Below are 14766 nucleotides of genomic sequence, written 5' to 3' on the forward strand. Positions count from 1 at the left end.
CAGAGTCACCGGCATGGAGAGCGAGCTGCACAGCATCGGCGAGCTGGCCCGCGCCAGCGGCCTGGGCGTCGGCACCCTGCGCTACTACGACGGCGCCGAGGTGCTCACCCCCGCCTGGGTCGACCCGCAGACGGGCTACCGCTGGTACCGGCCCGGCCAACTCGCCGACGCCCGGCTGCTGGCCCGGCTGCGCCGGGTCGGCCTGCCGCTGGCCGGCATCCGCGCCGTGCTCGGCGCGGCGCCCGGCTCCGGCACGGCCGCGCGGGTGCTCGACGCGCACCTGCGCCGGCTGGAGGAGGGCCTCGCCGACGCCCGCCGCGAGCTCTCCCTGATCCGCGTGATGACCGACCAGAGGGAGCGACCGATGACCACCACCCCCGCCGAAGTCCGCTTCACCGTTTCGGCCGAGGAACTGGCCGCCGCACTGGACGCGGTCCGCTTCGCCGTCGGCGGCGACCCCGGAACGCCGGCGCTCGCCGGGGTGCTGTTCGAACCGGACGGCCCGGTGCTGCGCCTGGTCGCCACCGACCGCTACCGGATGGCGCTCGCCGAGGTGCCCGCCACCACGGCGCCCGACCGGCCGGACGGCGGCACGATCGTCCCCACCGCCCTGGTCGACGCCCTGCGTGCGCTGCTCGGCGCGGGCGCGGGCGCGGGCGCGGCCGACGCCGACGCCGAGGTCGCGCTGACCCTCGGCGGCGGCCTGGTCCGGGCCGAGACCGGCGGCCACCGGATCGAGGGCGCCGCCCTGGACTTCGACTACCCCGACCACCGGGTGCTGACCCGGCTCGAACCGGAGCACCGGATCGACCTGTCCGCCGCCGAACTGCGCGGCGCCGTCGAGACCGGCGCCACCCGCACCCTGCCCTCCGGCCCGAACGGCGCGGACTGCGCGGTCACCGTCCTCACCCTCACGGCGGACGGCCGCCTGGCGGTGGCCGATGCCGAGTCCGGCCCCGGATCCGCGTCCGGAGACCTGAGGGTGGCGGTCAACCGCGACTTCCTGCTGGACGCCCTGCGGGTCGGCCGGCCCGAGCAGCTGGTGCTCGAACTCGGCGGCCCGATCGCCCCCTTGGCGATTCGCACGCCGGGCCGGGAGGGCACCTTCTCGCTCCTGATGCCGGTCCGCGTCCCCGACCTCGGCTGAGCCCGCCCGCCGTTTGCTGTGGTTAGCATCCTGCTTGCATCTGCAAGCAGGATGTTGCAGTCTGCGGGTATGGCCTCACTGAACGTCGGCTCGCTGGGCGAGTACATCCGCGAGCAGCGCCGGAACGCGCAGTACTCACTGCGCCAGCTGGCGGAGGCCGCAGGCGTGTCGAACCCGTACCTCAGCCAGATCGAGCGCGGGTTGCGCAAGCCGAGCGCGGAGATCCTGCAGCAGATCGCGAAGGCGCTGCGGATCTCGGCGGAGACGCTGTACGTCCAGGCCGGGATCCTGGAGGAGCGGCGCGGTGAGGGCCTGGAGCTGCGGGCCTCGATCCTGGCCGATCCGCTGATCAACGAGCAGCAGAAGCAGGCGTTGCTCGCGGTCTACGACGCCTTCCTGAAGGAGAACGCCGTCCAGCGGGGCGCGGTGGCCGAGCGGCCGCCCGCGGCCGGTACCGACACCGGCGTTCCACCAGCCTCCGGCCCGACGACCGACGGCTCAGCCACCCAGAACACCCACCGGGAGGACCGGTAAGCATGCCGATCACCGACGAGATCAAGAAGACCCTCAGCGACCCGACCCCGCTGTACGCCATCGCCGGCGCCGGGGATCTCGCGTACGAGAAGCTGCGCGAGGTGCCGGGCCGGGTGGAGGCGCTCACCGCGGACCGCAAGGGCGCGCAGGAGAAGGCCACCGCCCGGTTCCAGGAGGCGCAGACGAAGCTGGCCGAGGCGCAGGCCAAGGTCACCGAGACCGTCACGACGCTCCCCGTCGACCTGCGGACCTTGCAGGAGCGGGCACAGGGCTTCGCCCTCCAGCAGGTCGGCCGCGCGGTCGAGCTGGCGGTGAAGGCCAAGGAGACGTACGACGAGCTGGCCGAGCGCGGCAAGGTCGTGGTGGACCGGGCCCGCCCGGGCGCGCCCGCCGGGCCGGGGCAGCCGGCCGAGGAATCGGAGCTCGCCAGGGCATCCGAGCCGGTCGAGGCCGAGCTGGTCGAGGACGACACCGACATCCCGGCCACCGACACCTCAGCCGCCGACACCCGGCCCGCCCCGAAGAAGGCCGCCCGCGCCCGGAAGACCACCGACCGCGCGGAGTGAGGGAAGGGCCGCCGGACGGGGCACATCCGGTGACCGCAGGACGTTGACAGGAGAGCGGACGGTCGACCGTGCCAGGATGGGCGGTGGCCGGAGCGCCGGAGGCGAGAGACAGAGGAGAGCGTGATGGGCGGAGTGGCCCAGATTCTGGACTTGGCCTATCTGAACCCGATCTGGTGGCTGTCCGTCGCCATCCTGGGCTTCAAGCTGTTCGCCCTGGGCGACGCGGTCACCCGCCGTGAGGACGCCTACCGGGCGGCGGACAAGAAGACCAAGCCGTTCTGGCTGGCGATCCTGGCGATCGCCTTCGGCTGGGACCTGCTGTTCGGGGTGAACTTCTTCACCGGCATCGGGACGCTCGCCGGGCTGGTCGCGTCGATCGTCTACATGGTGGACGTGCGCCCGGCGATCCGGGAGCTGACCGGTGGTGGCGGCCGTGGCGGCCGCAGCAACACCGGTCCGTACGGCCCCTGGTAGGCCGCGCGATCGGACGGCGATCGGGCAACGATCAGGCAACGGCGAGGCCCGGGCGGGGAGTTCACCCGCCCGGGCCTCGCCGTACCCGGCTCCAGTCGGCTCCGGCCGGCTCAGCCGAGGATCAGCTGCATCGGGTTGCGTTCCAGCAGCAGCACCGCGACGTCGTCCGTCAGCGCGCCGCCGTTCAGCTCCTCGACCTCGGCGATGGCGCTGTCGACGAGTCGGCCCCGGGTGAGCCCGGCGGACTGGTGGTCGCCGATGAGGTCGGCCAGCCCGTCCTGGCCGAGGCGGCGGGAGCCGGCCCCGACCCGGCCCTCGATCAGCCCGTCGGTGTAGAGCAACAACCGCCAGCCGGGCTGGAGTTCGAGCTGCTGGGCGGGCCACGCGGCCTGCCCGTCGTGGCACGGCAGCAGGCCGAGCGCCGGACCGGCGAGGTCGGCGGGCAGGGTGACCGGCTGGTGGTCGTGGCCGAGCAGCAGCGGCGCCGGGTGCCCGGCGAGGTAGAGCCGGGCAGGCTCGCCGGCGCCGAGCGAGTCGAGGCCGCCGCTGGCGCCGCCCGGCTCGATGACGAGCATGCAGAGCGTCGCGAAGATCTCGTCGCTGCGCCGCTCGTGTTCCAGCACGTGCTGGAGGGTGGTCAGCAGGGCCTCGCCGGTGAGGCCCGCGAAGACGAGGGTGCGCCACGCTATCCGGAGGGCGACGCCGAGCGCGGCCTCGTCCGGGCCGTGGCCGCAGACGTCGCCGATCACGACGTGGACGGTGCCGTCGTCGGTGCGGACGGCGTCGTAGAAGTCGCCGCCGAGCAGGGCGCGGCGGCGGCCCGGGCGGTAGCGCCGGGTGAAGGAGAGGCCCGCGCCGTCGAGCAGCGGGGTGGGCAGCAGGTGGCGTTGGAGGCGGGCGTTCTCCTGGCCGCGCAGCTCGGCCTCGACGAGGCGGCGCTGCGACTCGTCGGCGCGCTTGCGCTCGACGGCGTAGCGCAGGGCGCGGCCCAGCAGCGGGCCGTCCGTCGCGTGCTTGATCAGGAAGTCCTGGGCGCCCGCGGCGACGGCGGCCGCGCCCAGTTCGGCGCCGGCCGCGTCGGTGAGCACCACGACCGCGGTGTGCGGGGCGCGGCGGAGCAGTTCGTGCAGGCCTTCGAGGCCGTCGGAGTCGTCGGACGGGTGCGGCAGGTCGGCGGGTGCGGCGAGGTCGAGCAGCACGCAGCTGAAATCGCTGCCGCGGGAGCGCCCGCGCCGGGTGCCGGCCGGGGACACGGAGAGCAGTTCGGTGGCCTGTTCCAGCCCGCGGGCCCAGTGGATCTCGATCGAGGTGCCGCTGTCGGCGACCGCCGCCTTGATCAGCTGGGCGTCGGAGGCGTCGTCCTCGATCACCAGCAGTTTGAGCGGCGCGGTGCTGCTGGCGGCTGCGGTCGCGGCGGCGGGGGCCGAGGTGCGTCCGCTCTGGGGCCGGGGGTGCGGTATCGGGGGAGCGGCCGTCACCGGGCCGGCCGGCGTCGGGCCGGTCAGGGACGGGCGGTTGCGGGCATGGTCAACGGGGGCGCCGGCCTGGGCGCCCGACAGGCTCGTGGCACCAGGTGCCCGCCCGTCTCCCGTTGCGGGCATCGGTGGTTCCTCCCTTTCCCCGAGTGCGTAACGGTCAGCGCCCGTCCGCAGTGCCCGCCTGGCACCGTGCGCCGGGGAACTTCTCGCGACCATAACGTGATCTCCGGGGATTTCTCTGGCCGACCGGCGCCGTTGTGGTTTTTGCCACGCCGGTGGCGGTGCGGTGATCTGACTCGGACGACGGCTGGGATCCCCGCGTTGGCGGGGAAGGAAAGGGGACGGGCGATGGTGACGCGGATCACCCTGGTCGAGGGTGATGTCGGGGGCCGCAGGTGGACGCCGTGGCGCCGGGCGGCGACGGCGTACGGGCGGGTCGTCCGGCGGCGTCCATGGTGACGTGATGGGGCGTCAACACGCCAGTGGTATTCGATAACTCGTTCGAGTGAATGCGGCGGGTCGCTCACCCGCACCGGCCCCGGTCCGTGCCGGTCCCGCTCAGTGCCGGGCCGGCGACCCCGGCCGTGCGAACCGCTACGGCGCGAGCGCGCTCCACGGCACCGTGACCTCGCCCTGCCGCCACCGCCCGCGCGCGTCCACCAGCGGCCAGTCGCCCGCCAGCGCCGTGCAGGCCGCCACCCAGCGCTGCCGCGCCCCGAACGCCCCGTACGGCGCGGCCGCCGCCCAGGCCCGGTCGAAGTCGGCCAGGAAGGCGTGCACCGGCCGGCCCGGCACGTTGTGGTGGATCAGCGCCTTCGGCAGCCGTTCGGCGAGGTCGGAGGGCTGGCCGAGGCCGCCCAGCCGGGCCGCGAAGGTCACCGTCCGGGGCCCTTCCGGGCCGAGCGCGACCCAGACGTGCCGCCGCCCGATCTCGTCGCAGGTGCCCTCCACCAGCAGCCCGTCCGGGGCCAGCCGGGCGCAGAGCCGCTCCCACACCCCGGTCACCGCCGACTCGTCGTACTGCCGCAGCACGTTGGCGGCCCGGATCAGCTGGGCCGGCGCGCCGCCGTCCAGCGGGACCTCGAAGCCGCCGCGCCGGAAGGTGAGCAGCGGCGGTTCGGCGTACGGCAGCGCGGCCGCGACCCGCTCCGGCTCGATCTCGATCCCGACCACCCGGACGTCCGGGCGCACCGTGCGCAGCCGCCCGGCCAGTTCGACGGCCGTCCACGGCGCGGCGCCGTAGCCGAGGTCGACCGCCACCGGCGGGCGCCCGCCGGCGCGCAGCGTGCGGCCGAGGGTGTGGGCGATCCAGCGGTCCATCCGCCGCAGCCGATTGGTGTTGGTGGTGCCCCGGGTGACCGTCCCCACCGGCCGTCCGGTCCGCCCACGGGCGGGTGCGGTCGCGGAGTCGAAGGAGGCAGCCATGCCTGGAAGGGTAGTCGGGTCCGCGTCGGCACCGCTGTGACCTGGGACGTCATCCCGTCCGGCATCTCGTCCGCCGGACCGGGAATGCCGGACGCGGGCCGGGTGGTTGGCTGTCTGGTGGTGATGTGTGCCCGGGACGGGGCAGCGCACACCGGACAGCGGGCGGCCCGTGCGCGGGCCGCCGAGACGGGCCGCACAGAGGAGGCTTCAGCCAGGTGATCCAGCACCCCGTCCGTTCGGTACGCCGTGCCCAGCCCGCCGCGCCCGCGCGGGGCCGGCTCCAGTCGCTCGTCCCGGGCCGCCGCCGCCCGCGCCGGATAGCGATGCTGAGTGTCCACACCTCGCCGCTGCACCAGCCCGGCACGGGGGACGCCGGCGGGATGAACGTCTACATCGTCGAGCTGGCCAAGCGCCTGGCCGCGCTCAACATCGAGGTCGAGGTGTTCACCCGGGCGATCTGCTCGGACGACGCCCCCACCGTCGAGCTGGCCCCCGGCGTGCTGGTCCGGCACGTCACCGCCGGCCCGTACGAGGGCCTGCTGAAGGAGGACCTGCCCGCCCAGCTGTGCGCCTTCACCCACGGGGTGCTGCGGACGGAGGCGGGCCACCGCCCCGGCCACTACGACCTGGTGCACTCGCACTACTGGCTCTCCGGGCAGGTCGGCTGGCTGGCCGCGCAGCGCTGGGGGGTGCCGCTGGTGCACACCATGCACACCATGGCGAAGGTCAAGAACGCCGCGCTGGCCGAGGGGGACACGCCCGAGCCCGCGGCCCGGGTGATCGGCGAGACCCAGGTGGTCGAGGCGGCCGACCGGCTGATCGCCAACACCACCGAGGAGGCCGCCGAGCTGGCGCTGCACTACGCCGCCCGGCCGGACCAGCTGGCCGTCGTCCACCCCGGCGTCAACCTGGACGTCTTCCGCCCCGGCGGGTCGTCGGCGCGGGCCGCCGCCCGGGCCCGGCTGGGCCTGCCGCAGGACGCCGCGGTGCTGCTCTTCGCGGGCCGGATCCAGCCGCTGAAGGCCCCGGACGTGCTGCTGCGAGCGGTCGCCGAGCTGCTGGCGCGCCGCCCGGGGCTGCGCGAGCACCTGCTGGTGCCGGTGGTCGGCGGTCCGTCCGGCACCGGACTGGCCCGGCCGGAGAGCCTGCACAAGCTCGCCGCCCAGCTGGGCATCAGCGACGTGGTGCGGTTCCACCCGCCGGTCGGCCAGGCCGAGCTCGCGCAGTGGTACCGCGCGGCGACGGCGCTGGTGATGCCCTCGTACAGCGAGTCCTTCGGGCTGGTCGCGCTGGAGGCGCAGGCCTGCGGCACCCCGGTGGTTGCGGCCTCGGTCGGCGGCCTGCCGGTCGCGGTGCGGGACGGCGAGACGGGCACGCTGGTGCACGGCCACGACCCGGTGGCCTGGGCGCACGCGCTGGAGCCGTACGTCACCGACCGGGCTCTGGTCGCCCGGCGCGGCGCGGCGGCGGCCCGGCACGCGGCCGGCTTCGGCTGGGACACCGCCGCGGCCGGCACCGCCGAGGTGTACGCCGCCAGCCTGGCCCGCCCGGCCGGCCGTTTGGCCGCCGCCCGGCGGCGGCTGGCCTGACCGGGGCCTGACCGGGGCCTGATACGGCCGGACCACGAGTCGGCTGCGGCCCGACTGCGGCGGCCGGGGGCCCGCACCGCTGGTGCGCGCCCCCGGTACCGCCGAGTAACGTCACCCCCATGGCAACCCGCACCAAGGACGAGGCCCTGACCCTCCTGCGCACCGCCCTGGACGACGCCGGAGCGGCCTGGGAGCCCGCCGCCACCGACCCGTACACGCTGGTGGTGACGCTCCCGGGCACCCGCAAGCTGAGCACCGCCTGCGCGCTGCGGGTCGGCGACCACACCCTGTCGGTGAACGCATTCGTGATCCGCCGACCGGACGAGAACCACGAGGCCGTCTACCGCTGGCTGCTGGAGCGCAACACCCGGCTGTACGGCGTCGCGTACGCGATCGACCCGCTCGGCGACGTCTACCTGGCCGGCCGCCTGCCCCTGGAGGCGCTCACCCCGGACGCCGTGGACCGGCTGCTCGGGACGGTGCTGGAGAACGCCGACGAGCCGTTCAACACCCTGCTGGAGCTGGGCTTCGCCTCGGCGATCCGGCGCGAGTGGGAGTGGCGGACCAAGCGCGGGGAGTCCACCCGCAACCTGGCCGCCTTCGCGCACCTGGCCGCCCCGGCGGCCGACTGACCCGGCAGCGGGGCGGGCGCCTTCAGATGCCCGCCGGAGCCTTCTCCTCGGCAGCGGGCACCGTCTCCTCCGTCGCCGTCACCCCGGTCACCGCGACCTCGGTCGCTGCGGCCTCCGGCACCGCGACCTCCGTCACCGCCCCGGCGCGGCCCGCCGTCGCGTCCGTGCGCCGCCCGAGCACCACGTGCCCGGCCGCCGCGACCGTGCCGCAGACCCCGCACACGACCCAGAGCACCGCGGAGCCGGCGTACTGCAGCAGCAGACCGCCGATCGCCGGGCCGAGGAACGAGGCGAGCGACCAGGAGAGCGAGTAGACGCCCTGGTAGCGGCCGCGCGCGTGGGTCGGCGCCAGTTCGGCGACCAGGCCCATGATGGTCGGCGCGTTCAGGACCTCGCCGACCGTCCAGACCGCCACCGAGAGGGCGAACAACCACGCGGACGACCCGGCCAGCGCCGCCAGCCCGAAGCCCCAGCCCGTGATCAGGCAGCTGGCTATCAGCATGGCGGTCCGGGAGCGGGTCTCCATCCACCGGGTGAGCGGGATCTGGAGCACCACGATCAGCAGCCCGTTCAGGCCGATGACCAGCCCGTACTCGGTGGAGCTGATGCCCGCGGCGCCCATGTCGACGGCCAGGGTGGTGCTGCCCTGCTGGAGGATCAGGGCGAGCAGCAGGTTGAGCCCGACGACGGCCATGAACCGCCCGTCCCGGAACACCGCGCCGAGGCCGATCGCCGGCTCGTCCGCCCCCTTCCCGTGCCGGGGTGACTCCTGCGGCTTGGTCTCGGGGATCCGGATGAAGATCACCACCGCGCACACCAGCGTGGAGAGCGCGTCGAGCAGGAAGAGCGTGAGGTAGCCGTGGGTGGCGATCAGGCCGGCCACGGCGGCGGAGAGGCCGAAGCCGATGTTGATCGCCCAGTAGTTCAGCGAGTACGCGCGGACCCGGTCCTCGGCCGGGACGAGGTCGGCGATGATCGCCGAGGTCGCGGGCCGGGTGGCGTTGTTGCAGAGGCCGACCAGGAAGGCCACCGTGGCGATCGCCACCTGGCCGTCCGTGAAGCCGAGTACGGCGGTGAACAGCGCGGTGCCGAGCTGGGCGGCGACCAGGGTCGGGCGTCGGCCGATCCGGTCGGTCAGCACGCCGGCGCCGATCGCGGCGACCGCCGAGCCGAGGCCGTAGAGGGAGGCCACCAGGCCCGCGTAGGAGGCCGAGTAGCCCCGGTTGGTGGTCAGGTAGAGCGCGAGGAAGGTGAGCACGAAAGCGCCCAGCTTGTTCACCAGCGTGCTCACCCAGAGCCACCAGAATTCCCGTGGTAGCCCGCCCACCGTCTCCTGTATCAGCCTTCGGATCCGGGGGTTGGTGAACAGGGCGACGGGCATGTGGGGGGCTCCCGGGGCAGGCGTCCGCCGAGCGGCACGGGCAGGTCCGGTCAGCCGACGTATGTAAGTGTCAGATAGGAGGTGCACACATTACACATCTGCCGTAGGTCCGGACCAGCGCTTTTCCTGCCTCCACTAAGCTGGGGGCCATGGCTGACACGACGTACCGACTCATCCTGCTCCGCCACGGCGAGAGCCAGTGGAACCAGAAGAACCTGTTCACCGGTTGGGTCGACGTCGACCTCAACGAGAAGGGCGAGAAGGAGGCCGCGCGCGGTGGCGAGCTCCTGGCCGCCGAGGGCCTGTTCCCGGACGTGCTGCACACCTCGCTGCTCCGCCGTGCGATCCGCACCTCGCAGATCGCCCTGGACAAGGCCGACCGCCACTGGATCCCGGTCAGCCGCAGCTGGCGCCTGAACGAGCGACACTACGGTGCGCTCCAGGGCAAGGACAAGGCCCAGACCCTGGCCGAGTTCGGCGAGGGGCAGTTCCAGCTGTGGCGTCGCTCGTACGACACCCCGCCGCCGGTGCTGGCCGATGACGCCGAGTACTCGCAGGCCGGTGACGCCCGCTACGCGGACATCCCGAGCGAGCTGCGTCCGCGCACCGAGTGCCTGAAGGACGTCGTCGACCGGATGCTCCCGTACTGGTACGACGCCATCGTCCCGGACCTCGCCGCCGGCAAGACCGTCCTGGTCACCGCCCACGGCAACAGCCTGCGCGCGCTGGTCAAGCACCTCGACGGCATCTCCGACGAGGCCATCGCGGGCCTGAACATCCCGACCGGCATCCCGCTCGTGTACGAGCTCGACGCCGACTTCAAGCCCGTCACCAAGGGCGGCCGCTACCTCGACGCCGACGCCGCCGCCGCGGCCATCGAGGCGGTCAAGAACCAGGGCAAGAAGTAACCCACTTGCCGACACGGCCCCGCCTCCCGGTTCGCCGGGGGTGGGGCCTTCGTCGTTCAACCGGCCTTTGCGGAAGCCGAGTTGAGGTCGGGTTCGGCGGTCGGATCCGGGCTCGTCCCAATAGTGGTTCAGACCATTGACGGGTGGCGGAGTCCGCTCCTACGGTGAGGGCGCCGGACTGCCGCAGGCATGCCAAGGATCTCCCCGTCCCGGCCGCCGCACCCCCACGCGCGCGCGTCTGCGTCCCGGCGCACTCTCCATCCACCCCCACGGAGGAGCATCATGCGCACACGTCACATCGTCGGGGCGGTGGTCGCCGCGCTCGCGGTGCCGCTCACCCTCGCCGTCCCGGCGCAGTCCCACGGGTACATCTCGACGCCGCCCAGCAGGGCCGCGCTCTGCGGAGCGGGCGGGGTGTCGTGGGACTGCGGCGACATCCAGTGGGAGCCGCAGAGCGTCGAGGGCCCCAAGGGCTTCCCGAACGCCGGGCCCGCCGACGGCACCATCTGCGCCGGCGGCAACTCCCGCTTCGCCGAGCTGGACGACCCGCACGGCGGCGCCTGGCCGACCACCGCGGTGACGGCGGGGCAGCAGCTCACCTTCACCTGGACGTTCACCGCCCGGCACGCGACCACCGACTTCCGGTACTACCTGACCAAGCCGGGCTACGACGCGAGCCAGCCCGTCACCCGGGACAGCCTGGACCTGACGCCCTTCCTGATCGCCCCGTACGGCGGGAAGCAGGTGCCCAGCACGCTCAGCCACACCGCGACCGTCCCGAGCGGGCGCACCGGCCACCAGGTCGTGGTCTCGGTCTGGACGATCGCCGACACCGGGAACGCCTTCTACTCCTGCACCGACGTCCAGTTCTGACGCCCGGGGCGGCACGGCGGACGCCGTGCCGCGGACGCGCGGCACCAGGACGCGCAACGAGGTGCACGGCCGACGGAAGGCCGTGCACCTCGGGAACTCCTCGGCGGCGGACCGCTCAGTGGCCGCCGCAGCAGCCGCCGTCCGCGCCGCCGCACTGGCAGGGCGCGCCGGACTGGCAGCCGCAGCCGCAGCCGGGGCCGCAGCCGCAGCCGGCCGCGAGGACGGGCAGGAGCTTCGGGGTGGGCGGCTCGACGGTTTCGTGGGCGCGTGCCGGTCGGGTGGGGTTGGCCTTCATCGAGCTGTTCCCTCCTAGTGACGGGCACAGTCCTGTGCCCCCAACGTCGAGTGAAGCCGCCGATCGGAGGGAGCGTCAACGGGCGCGCAGTGGTGGGATGTACGGGTCGTCGTGCGCCCCCACCACCCCTGTCGCAGGTTTACTCACCCTGTGGGGGGAGCGGCCGCCCCTTGAAGCCCCGAGTCCCAAGCTGCCGAGCCCCGAGGCGGCCGCACCGCACCCGCACGAGGTCACTCCGCCGCCGCGGCCTCCGACGAGGCCACGAACTCGGCCACGTGCTCGCCCGTCACCAGGTACACCACGCGCTTGGCGACCGACACCGCGTGGTCCGCGAAGCGCTCGTAGTAGCGGCCGACCAGGGTGATGTCGACGGCGGTCTCGATGCCGTGGTGCCAGCGGTCGTCGATCAGGTGCGACAGCAGCTCGCGGTGCAGGGAGTCGATCGCGTCGTCGTCCTGCTCCAGCTCCAGGGCCTTGTCGACGTCCTTGGTGGCGATCACCAGGCCGGTCTTGGCCACCAGGCGCTGGGCGAGCTGGCCCATCTCCAGGACGGTGGAGTGCAGGTCGCCGGGCACGGCGGAGTCGGGGTAGCGCATCCGCGCGACCTTGGCGACGTGCCGGGCGAGGTCGCCGCAGCGCTCCAGGTCGGAGCTCATCCGCAGCGAGGTGACGACGATGCGCAGGTCGGTGGCGACCGGCTGCTGGCGGGCGAGCAGGTCGATCGCGCGGTTCTCCAGCTCGTGGTGGAGGTCGTTGATCTTCTCGTCGGCGGCGATCACGCTCTCCGCCAGCGCCAGGTCCGCGTCGAGGAGTGCGGTGGTGGCCCGGCCCAGGGCCGAGCCGACCAGTCGGGCCATCTCGACCAGGCTGTCGCCGATCGCATCGAGTTCCTCGTGGTACGCGTCGCGCATGCTCTCTCCTCAGTAGCTGTGTCGGTGGCGGTGCCGACCGGCCGGCCCGTCCGACGATCGTCTTGTCGTCCGGGTGACCGCTGCTGGTGGCGCGAATCGTACGCGCACACCTGAGACGGCGGCCGGTGGTTCGGCCCGCCGCCCACTCCCACACGGGCTGCATGGCCAACTCTGGGCCGTCCGGGCGACGATGCACGGCCGGTGTGGTGAATCAGCGGCCACGTGAAGGTGAATTCTCGGCAACGCGTGGCCGATGCCTTGATCGGGCCCTTGGGGAGTGCCCTGGCCGTGCGCTTACGCTGGCCACATGGACGTGAACGTGGCCGCCGCCGCTGCCTGCGCCATAGCCGGGCTCGGCGTCGGCCTCACGGCCTCCATCGCCTTCCGTTGGAGCGAGCGCGAGCAGGCCAGGGGCAGGTACGGCGGCACCAGCAGCAGACACCACGGTCGGCACCAAGGGCTGGGCGCCGGCACCCCGGAGCCCCCGCTGCCGCCGGGGGTGGACACCGTCCTCTCCGTCCTCCGCTCCTGCGCGATCGTGCTGGGCGAGGGCGACGAGGTGGTCAAGGCCAGCTCCGCGGCGTACGCGATGGGACTGGTGCGCGGCGGCGCGGTCGCCGTGGACCAGATGCTCTCGCTGGCGCGCGCCACCCGCCGGGACGGCGAGATCCGCCAGGTCGAACTGGAGGTGCCCCGCCCCGGCGTGGCCCGTGCGGGCGAGCCGCTCGCGGTCTCCGTCCGGGTCGCCCCGCTGGGCTCCCGGCTGGTGCTGGTGCTGGTCGAGGACCAGACCGAGCGCCGCCGGGTGGAGGCGGTCCGCCGGGACTTCGTGGCCAACGTCAGCCACGAGCTGAAGACCCCGGTGGGCGCCCTGTCGCTGCTCTCCGAGGCGGTCGCCGACGCGTCCGACGACCCGGAGGCGGTGCAGCGCTTCGCCGGCCGGATGCAGATCGAGGCGACCAGGCTGGCCAGCCTGGTCCAGGAGATCATCGACCTCTCCCGGGTGCAGGACGACCGACTGATGGTGGACCCGGAGCCCGTCGCGGTGGACGAGCTGATCGCCGAGGCGATCGACCGTTGCCGCCAGCAGGCCGCCGCCAAGCAGATCCTGATCACGGCCGGCGGCATCGCCGGGCTCTACCTGCACGGCAACCGCGGCCAGCTCGCCGCGGCACTCGGCAACCTGGTCGAGAACGCCGTCAACTACAGTCCGCCCCGTACCCGGGTGGCGATCGCCACCCGCCGGATCTCCAGCGCCGCGGCGCTCGGGGAGGCGGACGGCGAGCTGATCGAGATCTCGGTCACCGACCAGGGCATCGGCATCTCGGAGAAGGACCGCGAGCGCGTCTTCGAGCGCTTCTACCGGGTCGATCCGGCCCGCTCCCGGGCGACCGGCGGAACCGGCCTCGGCCTGTCCATCGTCAAGCACGTCGCCGCCTCGCACGGCGGTACGGTCTCGGTGTGGAGCGTCGAGGGCCAGGGCTCGACCTTCACCATCCGCCTGCCCGCCGGGCAGGCGCCCGAGGCCGACGACCTCGACGACACCGACGACACCGGCGCCCGCGATGCCACCGGCAGCCGTGGCGCCGCCGCCGCGCCCACCAGAACCCTCACCACGGACCGGACGGCCACCACAGGCCGCACGGACCGTCCGCTCCCCACGGGGGAGCGGGAACACCCCCTGTCAGACACAACTCCCCAGCTTGCCCCGGAGGCCTGATCGTGACCCGAGTACTGGTGGTCGAGGACGAGGAGTCGTTCAGCGACGCCCTCTCGTACATGCTCCGCAAGGAAGGCTTCGAGGTGGCTGTCGCCGCCACCGGCCCCGACGCCCTGGAGCAGTTCGAGCGCAACGGCGCCGACCTCGTCCTGCTCGACCTGATGCTGCCGGGCCTGCCGGGCACCGAGGTCTGCCGTCAGCTGCGGGTTCGCTCCAACGTGCCGGTGATCATGGTCACCGCCAAGGACAGCGAGATCGACAAGGTGGTCGGTCTGGAAATAGGTGCGGACGACTACGTCACCAAGCCCTACTCCACCCGTGAGCTGGTCGCCCGGATCCGGGCGGTGCTGCGCCGCCGCGGTGAGGACGGCGGTGCCGGCGAGAACGGCGGCGGCCCGGGTGCCCTGGAGGCCGGCCCGGTCCGGATGGACGTCGACCGGCACGTGGTGACCGTGGACGGCGCCAAGGTCGACCTCCCGCTGAAGGAGTTCGACCTGCTGGAGATGCTGCTGCGCAACGCGGGCCGGGTGCTCACCCGCATGCAGCTGATCGACCGGGTCTGGGGCGCGGACTACGTCGGCGACACCAAGACCCTGGACGTCCACGTGAAGCGCCTGCGGGCCAAGATCGAGCCGGACCCGGGCGCCCCGCGCTACCTGGTCACGGTCCGCGGCCTGGGCTACAAGTTCGAGCCGTAAACCGCGGGCGCGGACAGACGCGGAAGGCCCCCGTCGGCAGGGCGGTTTCTAGGGGTCGTTGCAACACGTGGTCGGTTTGATCAGGCCGCGAGCAGTTTATGCAGGCGCTCGGCTGGGGTTTCCCAGTCGAGCGTT

The 14766-nt window shown here is 73.6% G+C and carries 15 protein-coding genes; 10 read left to right on the plus strand and 5 right to left on the minus strand.

Going from position 1 to position 14766, the window contains the following annotated elements:
- The first annotated feature begins 13 nt into the window (after window positions 1-13).
- From ACFVX9_RS08800 to ACFVX9_RS08815, 4 genes are all read left to right on the plus strand, one after another.
- The gene (locus tag ACFVX9_RS08800) at window positions 14-1147 is read left to right on the plus strand and encodes a MerR family transcriptional regulator (protein ID WP_380378047.1); all 1134 of its coding nucleotides are present in this window, start codon (window positions 14-16) and stop codon (window positions 1145-1147) included.
- A 69-nt stretch (window positions 1148-1216) separates the two neighbouring features.
- Window positions 1217-1681 (plus strand): helix-turn-helix domain-containing protein, encoded by a 465-nt coding sequence (locus tag ACFVX9_RS08805; RefSeq protein WP_079135790.1) that lies wholly within the window; start codon window positions 1217-1219, stop codon window positions 1679-1681.
- A gap of 2 nt (window positions 1682-1683) precedes the next feature.
- The gene (locus tag ACFVX9_RS08810) at window positions 1684-2247 is read left to right on the plus strand and encodes a hypothetical protein (RefSeq protein ID WP_387981082.1); all 564 of its coding nucleotides are present in this window, start codon (window positions 1684-1686) and stop codon (window positions 2245-2247) included.
- A 123-nt stretch (window positions 2248-2370) separates the two neighbouring features.
- A complete protein-coding gene (locus tag ACFVX9_RS08815; protein ID WP_063348783.1) occupies window positions 2371-2721 on the plus strand; it encodes a DUF2516 family protein in 351 nt (116 codons plus the stop codon).
- Between the two features lie 110 nt (window positions 2722-2831).
- Here the strand turns inward: ACFVX9_RS08815 and ACFVX9_RS08820 are convergent, their stop codons facing one another.
- Both ACFVX9_RS08820 and ACFVX9_RS08825 read right to left on the minus strand, forming a co-directional pair.
- Window positions 2832-4322 (minus strand): PP2C family protein-serine/threonine phosphatase, encoded by a 1491-nt coding sequence (locus ACFVX9_RS08820; protein ID WP_380485956.1) that lies wholly within the window; start codon window positions 4320-4322, stop codon window positions 2832-2834.
- A 471-nt stretch (window positions 4323-4793) separates the two neighbouring features.
- Window positions 4794-5624 (minus strand): class I SAM-dependent methyltransferase, encoded by an 831-nt coding sequence (locus ACFVX9_RS08825; protein ID WP_380378040.1) that lies wholly within the window; start codon window positions 5622-5624, stop codon window positions 4794-4796.
- A gap of 218 nt (window positions 5625-5842) precedes the next feature.
- Between ACFVX9_RS08825 and mshA the strand changes: the two genes are divergently transcribed.
- Entirely contained in the window at window positions 5843-7213 is a 1371-nt protein-coding gene (gene mshA / locus ACFVX9_RS08830) for a D-inositol-3-phosphate glycosyltransferase (RefSeq protein ID WP_387981091.1), read from the plus strand.
- A 119-nt stretch (window positions 7214-7332) separates the two neighbouring features.
- A complete protein-coding gene (locus ACFVX9_RS08835; RefSeq protein WP_363375114.1) occupies window positions 7333-7845 on the plus strand; it encodes a YbjN domain-containing protein in 513 nt (170 codons plus the stop codon).
- Window positions 7846-7867: 22 nt separating this feature from the next.
- Here the strand turns inward: ACFVX9_RS08835 and ACFVX9_RS08840 are convergent, their stop codons facing one another.
- The gene (locus ACFVX9_RS08840) at window positions 7868-9226 is read right to left on the minus strand and encodes an MDR family MFS transporter (protein WP_387981085.1); all 1359 of its coding nucleotides are present in this window, start codon (window positions 9224-9226) and stop codon (window positions 7868-7870) included.
- 149 nt (window positions 9227-9375) lie between these two features.
- Here ACFVX9_RS08840 and ACFVX9_RS08845 point away from each other — a divergent pair, with 149 nt between their 5' ends.
- Together ACFVX9_RS08845 and ACFVX9_RS08850 are read left to right on the plus strand one after the other, a co-directional pair.
- Complete coding sequence (locus ACFVX9_RS08845; protein WP_387981087.1) at window positions 9376-10134, plus strand: phosphoglyceromutase; 759 nt, start codon at window positions 9376-9378, stop codon at window positions 10132-10134.
- Between the two features lie 282 nt (window positions 10135-10416).
- Complete coding sequence (locus tag ACFVX9_RS08850; RefSeq protein WP_363375136.1) at window positions 10417-11007, plus strand: lytic polysaccharide monooxygenase; 591 nt, start codon at window positions 10417-10419, stop codon at window positions 11005-11007.
- Window positions 11008-11122: 115 nt separating this feature from the next.
- On the opposite strand, the gene ACFVX9_RS08855 is transcribed toward ACFVX9_RS08850, so the two are convergent.
- Window positions 11123-11302, minus strand: a complete 180-nt coding sequence (locus ACFVX9_RS08855) for a hypothetical protein (RefSeq protein WP_063348791.1) — start codon at window positions 11300-11302, stop codon at window positions 11123-11125.
- A gap of 230 nt (window positions 11303-11532) precedes the next feature.
- Window positions 11533-12213, minus strand: a complete 681-nt coding sequence (phoU, locus tag ACFVX9_RS08860) for a phosphate signaling complex protein PhoU (protein WP_063348792.1) — start codon at window positions 12211-12213, stop codon at window positions 11533-11535.
- Window positions 12214-12520: 307 nt separating this feature from the next.
- Between phoU and ACFVX9_RS08865 the strand changes: the two genes are divergently transcribed.
- Window positions 12521-13933, plus strand: a complete 1413-nt coding sequence (locus ACFVX9_RS08865; protein WP_380378035.1) for a sensor histidine kinase — start codon at window positions 12521-12523, stop codon at window positions 13931-13933.
- Window positions 13934-13935: 2 nt separating this feature from the next.
- Window positions 13936-14631: a response regulator transcription factor gene (locus ACFVX9_RS08870; RefSeq protein ID WP_030061050.1), complete on the plus strand. Its 696-nt coding sequence runs from the start codon at window positions 13936-13938 to the stop codon at window positions 14629-14631.
- Window positions 14632-14766 lie beyond the last annotated feature (135 nt).

It is taken from the genome of Kitasatospora sp. NPDC058243, from assembly GCF_042882025.1.
Taxonomy (GTDB): Bacteria; Actinomycetota; Actinomycetes; order Streptomycetales; family Streptomycetaceae; genus Kitasatospora.